The 13,949-nt window shown below is 64.7% G+C and carries 14 protein-coding genes; 3 read left to right on the top strand and 11 right to left on the bottom strand.

Annotated elements, in window-relative coordinates; translation table 11 throughout:
- Positions 1 to 51: 51 nt before the first annotated feature.
- The 9 genes from QCE69_RS03815 to QCE69_RS03775 form a co-directional block, all read right to left on the bottom strand.
- A complete protein-coding gene (locus QCE69_RS03815; protein WP_309914671.1) occupies positions 52 to 969 on the bottom strand; it encodes a YihY/virulence factor BrkB family protein in 918 nt (305 codons plus the stop codon).
- A gap of 139 nt (positions 970 to 1,108) precedes the next feature.
- Complete coding sequence (locus QCE69_RS03810; protein WP_309929517.1) at positions 1,109 to 1,453, bottom strand: chemotaxis protein; 345 nt, start codon at positions 1,451 to 1,453, stop codon at positions 1,109 to 1,111.
- 136 nt (positions 1,454 to 1,589) lie between these two features.
- Positions 1,590 to 3,068, bottom strand: a complete 1,479-nt coding sequence (gene otsA / locus QCE69_RS03805) for an alpha,alpha-trehalose-phosphate synthase (UDP-forming) (RefSeq protein WP_309914669.1) — start codon at positions 3,066 to 3,068, stop codon at positions 1,590 to 1,592.
- A gap of 192 nt (positions 3,069 to 3,260) precedes the next feature.
- A complete protein-coding gene (locus QCE69_RS03800) occupies positions 3,261 to 3,497 on the bottom strand; it encodes a hypothetical protein (RefSeq protein ID WP_309811440.1) in 237 nt (78 codons plus the stop codon).
- A 237-nt stretch (positions 3,498 to 3,734) separates the two neighbouring features.
- Positions 3,735 to 3,953, bottom strand: coding sequence for a hypothetical protein (locus tag QCE69_RS03795; RefSeq protein WP_309914666.1), 219 nt, complete (start codon positions 3,951 to 3,953; stop codon positions 3,735 to 3,737).
- Positions 3,954 to 4,178: 225 nt separating this feature from the next.
- On the bottom strand, positions 4,179 to 5,582 hold the full coding sequence (locus QCE69_RS03790) for a sigma-54 dependent transcriptional regulator (protein ID WP_309914664.1): 1,404 nt from the start codon (positions 5,580 to 5,582) through the stop codon (positions 4,179 to 4,181).
- 354 nt (positions 5,583 to 5,936) lie between these two features.
- A complete protein-coding gene (locus tag QCE69_RS03785) occupies positions 5,937 to 6,161 on the bottom strand; it encodes a hypothetical protein (RefSeq protein WP_309831260.1) in 225 nt (74 codons plus the stop codon).
- 91 nt (positions 6,162 to 6,252) lie between these two features.
- A complete protein-coding gene (locus QCE69_RS03780) occupies positions 6,253 to 6,570 on the bottom strand; it encodes a DUF883 family protein (protein ID WP_309807673.1) in 318 nt (105 codons plus the stop codon).
- Positions 6,571 to 6,664: 94 nt separating this feature from the next.
- Entirely contained in the window at positions 6,665 to 6,994 is a 330-nt protein-coding gene (locus QCE69_RS03775) for a hypothetical protein (protein WP_309914661.1), read from the bottom strand.
- Positions 6,995 to 7,595: 601 nt separating this feature from the next.
- On the opposite strand from QCE69_RS03775, the gene QCE69_RS03770 reads away from it, so the two are divergent.
- The 3 genes from QCE69_RS03770 (at position 7,596) to QCE69_RS03760 (ending at position 10,044) form a co-directional block, all read left to right on the top strand.
- On the top strand, positions 7,596 to 8,663 hold the full coding sequence (locus QCE69_RS03770) for a sigma-54 dependent transcriptional regulator (RefSeq protein WP_309929516.1): 1,068 nt from the start codon (positions 7,596 to 7,598) through the stop codon (positions 8,661 to 8,663).
- Positions 8,664 to 8,968: 305 nt separating this feature from the next.
- Positions 8,969 to 9,523 (top strand): hypothetical protein, encoded by a 555-nt coding sequence (locus QCE69_RS03765; RefSeq protein ID WP_309914655.1) that lies wholly within the window; start codon positions 8,969 to 8,971, stop codon positions 9,521 to 9,523.
- Positions 9,520 to 10,044 carry a hypothetical protein gene (locus tag QCE69_RS03760; RefSeq protein ID WP_309914653.1) on the top strand — a complete coding sequence of 175 codons (525 nt, stop codon included), beginning with the start codon at positions 9,520 to 9,522 and terminating at the stop codon, positions 10,042 to 10,044. The genes QCE69_RS03765 and QCE69_RS03760 overlap by 4 nt, the downstream gene beginning before the upstream one ends.
- 85 nt (positions 10,045 to 10,129) lie before the next feature.
- Here the strand turns inward: QCE69_RS03760 and QCE69_RS03755 are convergent, their stop codons facing one another.
- Together QCE69_RS03755 and QCE69_RS03750 are read right to left on the bottom strand one after the other, a co-directional pair.
- A complete protein-coding gene (locus QCE69_RS03755; protein WP_404987289.1) occupies positions 10,130 to 11,485 on the bottom strand; it encodes an AAA-associated domain-containing protein in 1,356 nt (451 codons plus the stop codon).
- A 12-nt stretch (positions 11,486 to 11,497) separates the two neighbouring features.
- Positions 11,498 to 13,261: an ABC transporter permease subunit gene (locus tag QCE69_RS03750; RefSeq protein ID WP_309914649.1), complete on the bottom strand. Its 1,764-nt coding sequence runs from the start codon at positions 13,259 to 13,261 to the stop codon at positions 11,498 to 11,500.
- Positions 13,262 to 13,949: the final 688 nt, after the last annotated feature.

The following is a 13,949-nucleotide window of genomic DNA, read 5'->3' as shown; positions in this document are numbered from 1 at the left end:
GTTCGCGGACGGCCTTTTTTTGTCATCGCACCGTGGTTAAGCGCCGGCCGTTCAGCGCCATCCGGAAGCCCGGTGCGTGCGCTTGCGTGCCGCCGTGGCCGCGAGTTCGGCGCCCAGCAGGAAGACCGCCGCCGAGTAATACAGCCACATCAGGATGATCGCCAGCGACCCGGCCGCGCCGAACATGTTCGCCGTGCCGGCGTGCGCGAGATAGAACGCGAACAGCCGCTTGCCGCCCTCGAACAGGAGCGCCGCTGCAGCCGCGCCCAGCGCCGCGTCGCGCCAGAGCATGCGGGTCGTCGGCAGGAATTTCAGCAGCACGGTGAAGGCCAGCATCAGCACGCACAGCGATATCGCTCGCTGGGTGAGCCCTGACAGCACGATGAATGGACTGCCGTCGCCGAGCACCCAGTGCCCGAGAATCTCGACGAGCGCATCCAGCACCAGCAGCGCCGCGACGAGCAGGCCCGCGCCGATCACGAGCCCGAACGACATCAGCCGCACGCGCAGCAGCGAGACGATGCTCTCGCGCGCGCTGACCGCGGGCGTCGGCCAGATCACGTTGAGCGCGCTGTGCAAGGTCGAAAACGTGGCCGACGCCCCGACCAGCACGCCCGCAAGCGACAGCAGCGCCGTGCTGCGTGCGATATCCGCGTGCCACGCATTGGCGACGATCGCCTCCAGCGCGTGAGCCGCGTCGGCGCCGACGACGCCGCTGATCTCGTCGAACAGACGGCCCTGCACGGCGTCGGCGCCGAAGAAGACGCTCGCTACCGCGATGACAATGACCAGCGTCGGCGCGATCGAGAACGCCGCGAAGAAGGCGATTGATGCCGAGAACATCAGGCAGTGGTCCTGCACCCATTGCGAGACCGGATCGACCAGCCACGACAGCCAGCCGACCCGCGACGTGCGGCCGGCTGCGACGGTTGGAGCTTGCGAGGTGGTCGGGCGAAGGTTCTGATCCATCGAGAGGAAGCGGAGCGCGGCGAAGGTTGCCAGCGCTGATGTTAGCCCGGCCGGACGAAGCGCACAGCGGGGGCGCAAATGAAAAAGCGGCACGTTCCGGCTGGAATGTGCCGCTTGCCTACATGCACGCCTGATGCGCTCAGGGGCGTTCCGCGTCCGGATCAACTTCGTCCTCGGCGATGCCGCGCGTCTCGTCCTCTACTTCATCGGGCAGGATGTCGCCGTCCGGCGTCAGATGATTGTCGCCGTCCGCGGATGCCGCTTCTCCTGTGCCGTAACGATCGGTATCGCTGTTCAACTCGGCTTCGGACTGGCCGAGCGCGTGGGCATCGAGCTCGTCCTCGATCTCGCCCGGATAGCGCTTTTCGCCCTGCACATCCGAGCCGCTGTCCGATGAATCGCTGGGACCCAGCGCGCCCGTGCCGTGACCCTTGCCGTATTCCGCGCCGTCGTCTTCAGGCGGGTTCAATGTGCTTCCACTCATCGTGACCTCCATGGTCGGTTCCTGTTTGTGTTCCATGGAGATCCGCAAAAGCCGTTCCGCGCGCCCATATAAGAACCCCGCGCTTCTTGCGAAACGCGGGGCTGTGTGCAACACGGCTGCGGCAAGGGTCCAGGCTTCAGGCCTTCGCCGCCGCCGAGGGCTTCGCGGCCGCGCCGGCGGAACCGGCGGCGGACGTCGCGCTCTGCTTGACCGTCTTGACGGTCTTCTCCGTCACCGAGGCGGCGGTCGCCACACTGCGCAGGTCCGACAGGAACGAGTCGCGCCAGACCGACAGATTGTTCTCGCGCAACGGCGCCATCATGTCGGCGTGGCGCGCCTGACGTTCGGCGAGCGGCATCGACAATGCACGCTCAAGCGCTTCCGACATCTGCGACAGATCGAACGGATTGACGACCAGTGCGCCCGGCAACTGATCCGCCGCGCCCGCGAATTGCGACAGCACCAGCGCGCCCGGATCCGCCGGATCCTGCGACGCGACATATTCCTTCGCGACCAGGTTCATGCCGTCGCGCAACGGCGTCACATAGCCGACCTGCGAGAGGCGGAACAAGGCCATCAGCAGATTGCGTTCGTACTTGCGGTTCAGGTACTGAATGGGCGTCCAGTCGAGCTGCGCAAAGCGACCGTTGATGCGGCCCGCCTCGCCTTCCAGGTTCTGGCGAATGCGCTGATAGGTCTGCACGTCGGAGCGGGTCGGCGGCGCGATCTGCACCAGCGACACGCGGCCATGCCAGCCCGGCGCATTGAGCAGCAGGCGCTCGAAGGCCTGGAAGCGTTCCACCAGCCCTTTCGAATAATCGAGCCGGTCCACGCTCATGATGAGCTTGCGGCCGCGCATGCTGTCGCGCAGGCTGTTCACCTGCTTGCGATTGGCGAATTGCTCGGCAGACTTGGCGATGGCATCCGGATAGATGCCGATCGGATAGGCGCCGACCTTCATCATCCGGCCGAACGCCTGCAGCATGCCGTCGTCGCTGTAGTGACCGCGCCCGGTGCGCTCGATGTAATCGATGAACGACTGCTTGTCGTTATCCGTCTGGAAACCGACGACGTCGTACTGGCACATCGCCGCCATCAGTTCCTCGTGCGGCGGAATGGTGCGCATCACTTCCGGCACCGGAAACGGGATATGCAGGAAGAAGCCGATCGGGTTGTTGACGCCCAGCTTGCGCAGCTCCTGCGCGAAGGGAAGCATGTGATAGTCATGCACCCAGATGATGTCGTCGGGCTTCAGCATCGTCTTCAGCTTGGCCGCGAGGCTTGCATTGACGCGCATGTAGCCGGCAAATTCCTCGCGGTCGAAGCGCGACAGGTCATTGCGATAGTGGAACGTCGGCCACAGCGTGGCGTTCGAGAAGCCACGGTAGTACTGGTCATAGTCACGGCGCGTGAGCCCGACGGTCGCATAGGTCACCTTGCCGCCCTTCTCGACCACCGGCGCCGCCGCTTCTCCGACGATCTCGCCACTCCAGCCGAACCACACGCCCCCTGTCTCCTTGAGCGCATCCAGCACGCCGATAGCGAGGCCGCCCGCGCTGGGCTTGCCTTCCTGAATCGGGGCGACGCGATTCGATACCACGATCAATCTGCTCATTACAGCTTCACCTCTCAGTTGTCGTTGCATGCTCGAATTGGCGATCAATGAATATGCAAAAACTGTGCCTTTTTGTTGCTGTTGGTGAACAAATATTTGTAGGCAGATGTTACGGACGAACAAAAACACGCGGCGACGACGCGCCGCGTAGAAATTTTTGTTCGTGGAACGAGCGGGGCGGCTCGCCTGGAATCACGAATCCTGCTCGGATCCAAGGTCGCGTTGATAGTCTATTCCCTCGCGCCGGACGCCACCCTGATTGTGCTCGCCATCGGGCGGAACGCCAGGCGCGGCGCGGTTCTGGCTGGCGGGATCGTGCTCGGTCGCGGACGCCGGGCCGGCTTGCGTGCCGGCCGCCTTGGCGGCTTCGGCGCGCGCTTCGCGCTTGGATGAATGACGCGCGGAGCGTCGAAGTGCGGGATGCCTCATGATGCCTCCAGAGTAGAAGGCCGTCGCGATAGGACCTCGGCGGCGTCGGACCGATGCGCCCTTGGACGAGCGCAGCTTCAGAAAAAACGACCGGCGAAAAAGCGGATCGCCGGTCATTATTGCGTCTTTGCTTGTAATCCCTACATACGGGATGGAAACTTATTCAAACCGTGCACGAAGTCTGGGCATGGTCCAACGTCGGCGGTCCTGCGAACGGTCCAACCGCCTTTCAAGCTATCAATACACGTGCGGCGTTTCATTCGGCCCGGGCGGCGGGTCGCCGATCGGCTGCGACGGCGGCTCGGGCGGCTCGCGCGTCGGATCCGGATTGGTGTCGGGCGGCATCGGAGTCGGGGGCGGCTGATCGGGCGGCGTCACCGGCGGATCCGGCGGCTGCGGGGTCTGCGCCTCGATACCCACAGCGTGGAAGACGTGAGTTGCAACGCTCTGTGACATGACGGGCTCCTTGCGGTCTTGTGATCGTACTTCCCTATCCAGGCGCCGACGCCTTTGCGCAGCGCGCGGATGTCAATCAGAAGACAGCAAGGGCCATGCCCTTCGAGATACTGTTTTCACGCACTCCAGTGACTCATTATCGGCGTAGAAAAGCCGCCTGCCAATGAAAAACGCCTGCGCTTTTAACAGCAGCAGGCGTCTGATTCGTCTAAAGATAGCCGACGTTCAAGGATTTTCGCTATCCGACTCGCCGGTTTCGCCACCCTCGCCGACCGTGGCCTTGCTGGCATCCTCGCCGTACTCGACCAGCCGGTTATAGAGCGTCTTGAGGCTGATGCCGAGGATCTCCGCGGCCCGGGTCTTCACGCCGCCGCACTGTTCGAGCGTGGCGAGAATCAGCTGCCGGTCCGCCTGCGCCAGCGACGTGCCGAACGGAATAGTCACCGACGTCCCCGCCGAGGGCTTCGACAGCGAAATCTGCAGCGGCACGGTGGCGGTGCTGTCGGAATCCGACGAGGACATGATGTACGCGCGCTGCACGTAGTTCTTCAGCTCGCGCACGTTGCCTGGCCAGTTGTACGAGTCCAGCATCTCGCGCACGGCAACCGGGAAATCCTTCTTCGTGCTGTAGCGGTTGTTGAGCTCGTCGAGGAATGCCTGTCCAAGCAACTCGACGTCCTTGCCGCGCTCGCGCAACGGCGGCAGGTTGATCGGGAACACGTTCAGCCGGTGATAGAGGTCGAGGCGCAGCTTGCCTTCGAGCACCGCCTGTTCCGGATCGCGGTTGGTCGCGGCGATCAGGCGCACGTCCGTCTCGATTTCCTTGGTCGTGCCCACGCGCATGAACATGCCGGTTTCGAGCACGCGCAGCAGTTTGACCTGGAGCTCGATGGGCATTTCAGTGATTTCGTCGAGGAACAGCGTGCCACCGTTCGCGCGCTCGAAATAGCCCTTGTGCTGACGGTCCGCGCCGGTGAACGAGCCGCGTTCGTGGCCGAACATCTCTGATTCAATCAGGTTCGGCGAGATCGCGCCGCAGTTCACCGCGATGAACGCATGCTTGCGCCGCAGCGAGAGTTCGTGCAGCGTCTGCGCGGCCACTTCCTTGCCCGTGCCCGATTCGCCGATCAGCAGCACCGAGGCGGCCGTAGGCGCGACGCGGCCAATCTGGTCGTACACGGTCTGCATGGCCGGGGAATTGCCGAGCATCAGGCCGAAGCGGCCCATGCGGCGCAATTCGCCGCGCAAAGTGCCGATTTCCGCCTTGAGGTCGCCGGCACGCGGCAGGCGCGCGAGGATCGCCTTCACGCGCTGCATGTTGATCGGCTTGACGAGGTAGTCTGCGGCGCCCATCTTCAGCGCGCTGACGGCGGACTCGACCGTGGCATGCCCGGTGATCACGATCACCTCGACACCCGAGCGCGGGTCCAGATCTTCGAAGAGATCGACACCGGTGCCGTCGGGCAGCTTCAAATCCGTAAAGACGACGTCCGGCGTCTGACGCACGAGCTGAATGCGCGCCTCGCGCAAATCGCTGGCAACGGCCGTTGTCAGTCCGTCTTCGCCGATGATCGCGGCTAGCGCCTCGCGGGTACTGGGATCGTCATCGACAATCAATACGTGTGGCATTGCGTCTCGAATGGTTCCAAAGCGTTTTCAGGTCACACGCCTCGATGCGGCGTGGTCTTCTCCGTGCGGACAGCGCCGCGCGGGCCGGTGCGGGGAGCAAAGGCGCCGAATCTGCAAGCGATTCGCGCTCCGTGTGATCCCGCAAAAGTAGAATAATTTCCGATATTCAGCACGCTTGGAATCAACTCATCGTAAGTTTTTCCATTTACGCAACTTATGAAAGAGTTTCACTGATTATAAGCGTTTATCAAGTCAAAAACGCACGCTGATCAGACGTGCGTTTCATCGACCGAGGCGGCTGCGCATTCCGCGCCGCCGAACCCGCCGGGCGCGGTGCGCTTCGTGCGCGCGGGCTTAGCTGCGCGGGAAATGCCACGCGTCAGCGGTACCGCCGACCACGCCGTGGCCATTCACCGCACCGCCCGAAGCCGGCGTCAGCACCTTGCCGCCTTCGTCTTCCCAGCGGCTGACGTCGCGCGCGGTGCGCCGGCTGGCGTCTTGCGATTGCACCCATTTCCATGCGAGCACGCTGCCCACTGCGAACAACGCGCCGAAGATTCCGATCGAAGGACGTGCCATGAGTGTTCACTCCCAATGTCATGAAAAATCGCCGAATCGTGGACCGGATCACGGTTGACGGGATCACGCGTCCGGCGTTCGACGCAAGCGGTCAGCGCGAGACGAGCAGCCCCACCAGGAAGCCGACGCCGGCCGCGATGCCGAGCGACTGCCAGGGGTTGTCCTTCACGTATTTCTCCGTGCAGTCCACGCCTGCGCGATAACGCGTCTGAGCGCTCGCCTGCGCGTCCTCGAGGGCGCTGCGGGCCGAATCGACATGCTCGCGCAAGCGCGAGCGCAGCGCGTCCACGCCTTCTCCCGGCAGCGTCGCCGAAAGGCGCAGCAACTCTTCCGAGTCGTTGAGCAGCACCTTGATGTCTTCGATGATCTTTTGCTTGCCCAACGCAAGCTGGACAGTCGTCTGACTCATGGAATGAAGTCCTTGCCCAAGTGGGGCCCAAGTGGGGTCATGCACGCATCGCCGTTGCTGCGGGCGGGCGTGCTTGCGTTTATCGATGCGGCGTCTAGTGGGTCTCGGCGACGGTAACGCCGAGACGCTGACCGGCGGCGCCGCGCGCGCGCAGGCTCCGCACCAGGCCGCTCGCCACCAGCGCGCCGCCCATCGTGCCGAACACGAAACTCGTCACGTTAGCCGCCCGCGCCAGCGCCGGCGTTCCTGCCGCATACCCTAACACCGCGCACATGAGCGCGGTAACCAGCGCAACCGCGGCCCAGTGATAAATGTCGATCGGTTCGCTTGCCGCGAGTTCCGGCCGGCTCCCGCGCGTGCCGCGCATCTTCACGGGCCGGACGGGCTCGTGCGCGATGCTGTCGAAATGCTGAATGTTGTCCATGATGCGGTTGCCTCTCTCGCCCATCCTCGTATCTGTGCCGCCGAATCGAGTCTTCGCGGCACTTTCGAATAAGTTCGATAGCGGTGTTGCAGCTTTCGTGCCAGCAGCGGTTTTCGTCAAAAGCAAAAGGCCGTGCGTACGCAGGCCACGCTGTCATGAACAGGCAAGCGACAACAGCGGGTAACAATTACGCCGTGGCTTTGTAAATTCGCGACGCGTCCGGCGAACCTTTCCGGAATTGAGCGTCCGCGCTCCAAGCCTTCGGACAAAACACCGCATCGGCCCGAGCGCGCATTGCCGCAATGTCGTCGCGAATGGTTAAATAGCGTTTATGAGACAGGAACGTCCGCGTTCAGGCGGCCTTGGAGCAATCCAGGCCGCTTCGCTGTACAGACGCTCCTCGACCGACGCACGGCCAGAATCGACGCCCGCGCAGCGCGGGGACGTATCTGGCAACGGACGTCGCGCGTCGCCTTCCGACGCGCGCGGCACTCCACTCCCGCGTTGCTCGCGCGCCGGCCGCTCCGGACCCAGCGCAGGCGCGCCGCCGGACGCCGCCCGGACAACCCTATTCGCACGCACTCAGGACACATCAGGACACATGGCGTCAACCGATCTCGATCAGCCGCCCCTTGCAGTCGGCGATACACCAGCGCAAAAGAAGCGCAGCGCGGGAGAAGTGCCCGGCCTGAAGTCCTATGGACTGATGTTCGGCTCGTCGCCCGTGATGCAGGAGCTGTATGCGCAGATCGAGCGCGTCGCCGCCACCGACGCGACCGCGCTCATCATCGGCGAGTCGGGCACCGGCAAGGAGCTCGTCGCGCGAACCATCCACGACCACAGCGCCCGCAAGGATGCGCCGTTCATCGCGGTGAACTGCGGCGCGATTCCCGACAATCTCATCGAAGCCGAGCTGTTCGGTCACGAGAAGGGCAGTTTCACCGGCGCGGTTCAGGGTCGCATCGGTTACTTCGAGCACGCCAACGGCGGCACGCTGTTCCTCGACGAAGTCACCGAGATGTCGCCCGTGCGGCAAGTCAAGCTGTTGCGTGCGCTCGAGACCGGCACGTTCTTTCGGGTCGGCGGCAACGACCTGATCAGTTCGGACGTGCGCGTAATCGCGGCGACCAACCGCGATCCCGTCGCGGCCGTCAAGGAAAACGGCTTGCGCGAAGACCTGATGTATCGCCTCGCCGTGTTTCCGCTGCGCGCGCCGCCGCTGCGCGAACGCGACGCCGACCGCGAATTGCTCGCCCAGCATTTCCTGGCCGAAATGAACGCCCAGGAAGGCACCAGCAAGGCCTTCAGCAAGCGCGCGCTCGATGTCCTGCGCACCTATTCCTGGCCCGGCAACGTGCGGGAGCTGAAGAACACGGTATATCGCGCGTTCATCCTCGCCGAGAAGACGGTGGAAATCGCGCATCCGCATCTTGCGTCGCGGGTGAAGAAGCCGGTGACGCAGGGCGATGCGATGAACGTCTGGGTCGGAACGCCGCTCGCCGACGCGCAGAAGCAGATCATCCTCGGCACGCTCAAGCACTGCGGCGGCGACAAGCGGCGTGCGGCCAAGGCGCTCGGGGTCAGCCTGAAGACCTTGTACAACCGGCTCGGCGCTTACGAGAACGAAGACTCCGATTCCAGCGAGTCCGCCTCGAAGCACGAAGGTTGACGCGCGCTTGGCCTCCTTGCCGGGACGCAATCGACACGAAGCGAATGCCCTCCAGCGTTCGCTTTTTTTTGCCCGCAAGCAGGAAGCCTCGCGGACCGTGTTCCGCCCGTTTGCATTTGCTTGCAATTTTCACAGCCCGGTAATTAGAGGCTTGCTTCAGAATGCGCGAAGCTCGTGAAACCTTAGCGTCGTGCTTTTCACGAGAGCCGCCCCGCTTTGCCGGACCTCGCTCCGGCGGCGAAAGTTCAAGTTGATTCGAGCACCCGGTCAGCCTTGCCGGACATCGGAGAAAGAAGGAAAGCAACATGCAAAACAGGGTAGACCGGCATAGCCGGCACGCGGCCGCACTGGCTGCGCTCATCACGGGGGTCATGGCCTGCGCGAGCCTAACAGGATGCAATTCCCTCTACAGCGAAGGCGCGACGGCCGGCGCCGGCATCGGCGGTGCGGCCATCGCCAGCAGCGTGACCAACAACGCGGCCGTGGCCACCGGCATCGGCCTGGGCGCGGTCGCCGCGGCCAAGACGGGCGTGCAGTACACCCAGCGCGTGGTGCACACGAACACCCAGGATCAGATCGCGTCGGTAGCCGGGCCGCTCGACGTCGGCGCGGTGGCGCCGTGGAAGATCGTGCATTCGGTGCCGATCGAGGACGACGAAAAAGGCCGCGTCACCGTGAGCCGCATCATCAGCAGCGGTGCGCTGGAGTGCAAGGAAGTGGTGTTCTCCGTCGATCGCGACGCCACGCAAGACCGTCCCGCCGACAGCGCCTTCTACGTCGCCTCGGTCTGCCGCGACGGCAACAAGTGGAAATGGGCGTCCGCCGAACCGGCGACGCCGCGCTGGGGCTCGCTGCAATGACGCGTCCCATCAGCTTGCCGATTGCCTTGCGCGTCGGCCTGCTCGCCGCCGGCGCCGCGGCCTGCCTGAGCCTGAACGGCTGTGCGTCGATCGGCGCGGCCACCGGCGCCGCGGCCGGCATTGCGACGGGCGCCTTCACGACCAATCCGGCGATTGGCTTCGGCGTGGGCGTCGCGGTGCAGAGCGCCACCGACGAGCTCGTCAAGCGCACGATGAAGTCGCTGCATCAGGATCAGCAGGTCATGATCGCGGTGACCGCGGGCACGGCGTCGGTCGGCGAGACGCGGCCGTGGAAGGTCAAGCACACGCTGCCGGTCGAGAACGGCCACGGCGAAGTGCGCGTGCTGCGCGAATTCGGCAGCGCGCTCGCGACCTGCAAGGAGTTCGCCTTCTCGGTCGTCGACGGCGACGATGCCAAAGCGCCCGCCGAGTGGTTCGTCGCTACCGCCTGCCAGCAGTCGAGCGGCTGGAAGTGGGCGTCGGCGGAACCGGCGGTGGAACGCTGGGGCAACCTGCAATAAGGCCTTTTCATGCAAAAGCGCGGCCGCCGTCACCGGCGCGCCGCGCTTTCTTATCCTGAGCCGCGCGCGCTGCGCAGCAAGACGTTCAGGCTTCCACGTCTTCCAGACTCAGCATCTCGGTCTGGTCGTTGTACGAGAAGATTTCGCCGTAACGTCCCCAGTCGATCACCGCGTCGAGCGATTCCTGCGCGGCCTTGTCGGAGAGGAAATCCTCCAGTTCCTGCTCGAAGCGCACGCGCGGCGCCCGGTGCCCCGGCCGCTCGTTCAGCACCTTCTTGATCCGCGCCGCCAGCGGCACGTGCCGCAGCAGATGCTCGGCAAACATCATCTTGCGCTCCTGCGTGCCGAATTCCGCGAACACGCGCGCCTGCGGCGTCAGGAAAATATCGCCCTCGCGGACGTCCGCGAACCCCAGATGCTGCAGCACTTCCGCGACCGGGAACAGGTCGTCCACTTCCAGATGCAGCGTACGCGCGATCTCCGGCATGTCCGCGCGGCCGTGATACGGCGCGGCCGCGAGCGTTTCGATGAGACCCGCCATCAGGTTGGTCGACACCGACGGCAGCCAGGTGCCCAACTCCAGCCCCTTCTTCTTCGCCTCGTCCATCGGCCGCGCGGTCATCTTCGCGTAGATGTCGTCGACGAGCCGCCGGAACGCCGGATCCAGCCGATTACGCGGATGCTTGAAAGGCACCTTGATCTCGGCCATCACGCGCCCCGGATTCGAGGACAGCACCAGGATCCGGTCGCACATGAACACCGCTTCCTCGATGTTGTGCGTGACGATCAGCACCGACTTGATCGGCATGCGGCCCTGCGTCCACAGGTCCAGCAGGTCGGTACGCAGGTTCTCGGCGGTGAGCACGTCGAGCGCGGAGAACGGCTCGTCCATCAGCAGCAAGGTCGGGTCGACGACCAGCGCCCGCGCGAAGCCGACCCGCTGCCGCATGCCGCCCGACAACTCGCGCGGATAAGCGTTCTCGAAGCCGTCGAGACCGATCAGATCGATCGCGGCCAGTGCGCGCTCGCGCCGCTCGCGCGCGCCGACGCCCTGCGCCTCCAGCCCCGCTTCCACGTTCTGCAGCACGGTCAGCCACGGGAACAGCGCGAAGGTCTGGAACACCATCGCAACGCCCTTCGCCGGACCGCGCAACGGCTCGTTCAGATAGGTGACTTCGCCGGCCGTCGGCTCGATCAGCCCGGCGATGATGCGCAACAGCGTGGACTTGCCGGAGCCCGAGCGCCCGAGCAGCCCGACGATCTCGCCCTCCCGCAGCGCGAGGTTCGCATCGTCGAGCACCAGGAGCTCGCCCTGGGTCTTGTTGAAGCCGCGGCTGACGTTCTGCACGCGCATGATTTCCGCGCCGAGCCGCGGCGGCGTGCCTTGCGGGCGCTGGAAGCCCGGTGCAGCGGACGTCTGCGGGTTTTTTGGGTTCTGCATCGGAAGTCGTCCTTAATCCAGCCGGAGCCGTGCTTCGGCGTAGGCGTATAGCGGGCGCCACAACAGGCGGTTGAACAGTGTGACGAACAGCGACATCACGGCGATGCCGAGAATGATCTTCGGGTAGTCGCCGGCGGCGGTGGTCTGTGCGATATAGGCGCCCAGGCCGTGCGCGACGACCTCGGTCTTGCCCCACGACACCGCTTCCGCGACGATGCTCGCGTTCCACGCGCCGCCCGACGCGGTGATCGCGCCGGTGATGTAGTACGGGAAGATGCCCGGCAGCATGCACTTCTTCCACCACTGCCAGCCGCGAATCTGGAAGTTGGTCGCGGCTTCGCGATAGTCGTTCGGATAGGACGACGCCCCCGCGACCACGTTGAAGAGGATATACCACTGCGTGCCGAGCACGATCAGCGGCGACAGCCAGATGTCCGGGTTCAGGTGCCAGCGCACGATCACGACGACGAACACCGGGAACAGCAGGTTGGCCGGGAACGCCGCGAGGAACTGCGCGAGCGGCTGGACCTTTTCGGCGAGCGCTGGACGCAGTCCGATCAATACGCCGATAGGCACCCACACCACCGACGCCAGCGCGATCAGCACGACCACACGCAGCAGCGTGATGAAGCCGAGCACGAACACGTGGCCCACTTCGCCCCAGGTGACGCCCGTCGAGACGAACGACACCACCTTCCACACGACGAACACGGTGATCAGCAGCACCGCCGCGCCCCATGCGATGTCGCCCGTGCGCGTGGACGGCACCTTCGCGCGCAGCGGCAGCCCGACGTTCTCGAGCGCGCCCTGCAGCGACGGCAGCTTGATCGGCACCCGGGCGACCTTGGCGAGAATCCAGCCTGCCGGCACGAGCAGACGGTGTATCAGGCGCGTGCGGCGGATCAGGTCGAGCAGCCAGGAACTGGGCTCGTCGCCGGAACTGGTGTTCTCCATGCGGAACTTGTCGGCCCATGCCACCAGCGGGCGGAACATCAGCTGATCATAGGCAAGGATCACGACCGTCATCGCGAGGATGACCCAGCCGATGGCGGCGAGATTGCGCTCACCGATGGCCGCCGCCAGATAGGCGCCGATGCCCGGCAGCACGATCGTCCGGTTGCCGACGGTAATCGCCTCCGACGCCACCACGAAGAACCAGCCGCCCGACATCGACATCATCATGTTCCAGATGAGGCCGGGCATCGAGAACGGCACTTCGAGCTTCCAGAAGCGCTGCCAGTTGGTGAGATGGAAGCCGCGCGAGACTTCGTCCAGATCGCGCGGCACCGTGCGCAGCGACTGGTAGAAGCTGAAGGTCATGTTCCACGCCTGGCTCGTGAAGATGGCGAAGATCGCCGCGCATTCGGCGCCGATCACGCGCCCGGGGAACAGCGCGAGAAAGAAGGTGACCGTAAACGAGATGTAGCCCAGCACGGGCACCGACTGGAGAATGTCGAGGATCGGCACCAGCACGATGGACGCGCGCCGGCTCTTCGCCGCGAGCGTGCCGTAGACCAGCGTGAAGATGAGCGAGGCGACCATCGCGATCAGCATGCGCAGGGTCGTGCGCAGCGCGTATTCGGGGAGATTCGCGGGATCGAGCGAAATGGCCTGCGATTGCAGCGTCGAGATCGGCGCCAGGGTTTCGTGAAAGCCGACGGCGGCCAGCGCGATCAGGCAGATGATCATCGGGAAGGCGACGAAATCCCAGCGGTTGGGCAGGATCCGCCAGGCCGATGCATTCGCCGTGCGCTTCAGATTGAAACCAAATTCCATGCAAGGCCCTCCCCGTAAGGCTGTGATGCGACCGCGCGAGGCGCGGGATAGTACTTGAGACGGCCCATCGATCGTTCGGCGGGCGAAGCGGTTGCCGGCAGTCCCATGCTCAACGCACACCGCGGCGATATGGACGACATCAACGCCCTGCGCGCTGCCCATCGTTGCAAGGATCGCCCGAGCCGAACCGAGCGACACTACACCAAGCAACATGACACACACAACCGTAACCACGCCCGCACCCGTCATTCATGCGATGTTTCTGTTGCTCTTCGGCGCGGCAAGGGCACAATGATGGGTCGGCGGGCGTTCCGTGAACGCCTCCCGCGTGCTTTTGCTTCCTTTCAGACGGGCTGCAATCCGTCCCGGCCGGGCAGCGCGGAGAGCGGTGCGCCGGACCACGCGGAGAGCGGCGCGGTCAAGTGGGCGAACCCCTGCGCGTTGCCTGTGTTGGGCGCACGTCGCAGACCGTCACGAGGCGCTTGATAGGCGGCAAAAAACATCGTCCAATCTGGGCTGGTTACAAACAATAAAATGAGCGCCGATGCGATGCGAGACGCCCGATCCGAGCCGGAAGCCCGCCTGTCCCCTGCCCGCCGTCACGGCGTGAGCCTGATTCACGCTGCTGCGAACGAGGCGCCTTGCAAGCCGCGCGCCCGGTTTGCAGGACGCACGCACTCCAGGCTGG

The sequence above is a fragment of the Caballeronia sp. LZ032 genome, from assembly GCF_031451315.1.
Classification (GTDB): Bacteria; Pseudomonadota; Gammaproteobacteria; order Burkholderiales; family Burkholderiaceae; genus Caballeronia.
Note: the sequence above shows the minus strand (reverse complement) of the source record. Positions and strands in the feature narration are given on the sequence as shown.

Coding starts and splice junctions, on each gene's coding strand:
- QCE69_RS03815 (WP_309914671.1), bottom strand. CDS start 969: ATGGATCAGAACCTTCGCCCGACCACCTCGCAAGCTCCAACCGTCGCA.
- QCE69_RS03810 (WP_309929517.1), bottom strand. CDS start 1,453: ATGAGTGGAAGCACATTGAACCCGCCTGAAGACGACGGCGCGGAATAC.
- otsA (WP_309914669.1), bottom strand. CDS start 3,068: ATGAGCAGATTGATCGTGGTATCGAATCGCGTCGCCCCGATTCAGGAA.
- QCE69_RS03800 (WP_309811440.1), bottom strand. CDS start 3,497: ATGAGGCATCCCGCACTTCGACGCTCCGCGCGTCATTCATCCAAGCGC.
- QCE69_RS03795 (WP_309914666.1), bottom strand. CDS start 3,953: ATGTCACAGAGCGTTGCAACTCACGTCTTCCACGCTGTGGGTATCGAG.
- QCE69_RS03790 (WP_309914664.1), bottom strand. CDS start 5,582: ATGCCACACGTATTGATTGTCGATGACGATCCCAGTACCCGCGAGGCG.
- QCE69_RS03785 (WP_309831260.1), bottom strand. CDS start 6,161: ATGGCACGTCCTTCGATCGGAATCTTCGGCGCGTTGTTCGCAGTGGGC.
- QCE69_RS03780 (WP_309807673.1), bottom strand. CDS start 6,570: ATGAGTCAGACGACTGTCCAGCTTGCGTTGGGCAAGCAAAAGATCATC.
- QCE69_RS03775 (WP_309914661.1), bottom strand. CDS start 6,994: ATGGACAACATTCAGCATTTCGACAGCATCGCGCACGAGCCCGTCCGG.
- QCE69_RS03770 (WP_309929516.1), top strand. CDS start 7,596: ATGGCGTCAACCGATCTCGATCAGCCGCCCCTTGCAGTCGGCGATACA.
- QCE69_RS03765 (WP_309914655.1), top strand. CDS start 8,969: ATGCAAAACAGGGTAGACCGGCATAGCCGGCACGCGGCCGCACTGGCT.
- QCE69_RS03760 (WP_309914653.1), top strand. CDS start 9,520: ATGACGCGTCCCATCAGCTTGCCGATTGCCTTGCGCGTCGGCCTGCTC.
- QCE69_RS03755 (WP_404987289.1), bottom strand. CDS start 11,485: ATGCAGAACCCAAAAAACCCGCAGACGTCCGCTGCACCGGGCTTCCAG.
- QCE69_RS03750 (WP_309914649.1), bottom strand. CDS start 13,261: ATGGAATTTGGTTTCAATCTGAAGCGCACGGCGAATGCATCGGCCTGG.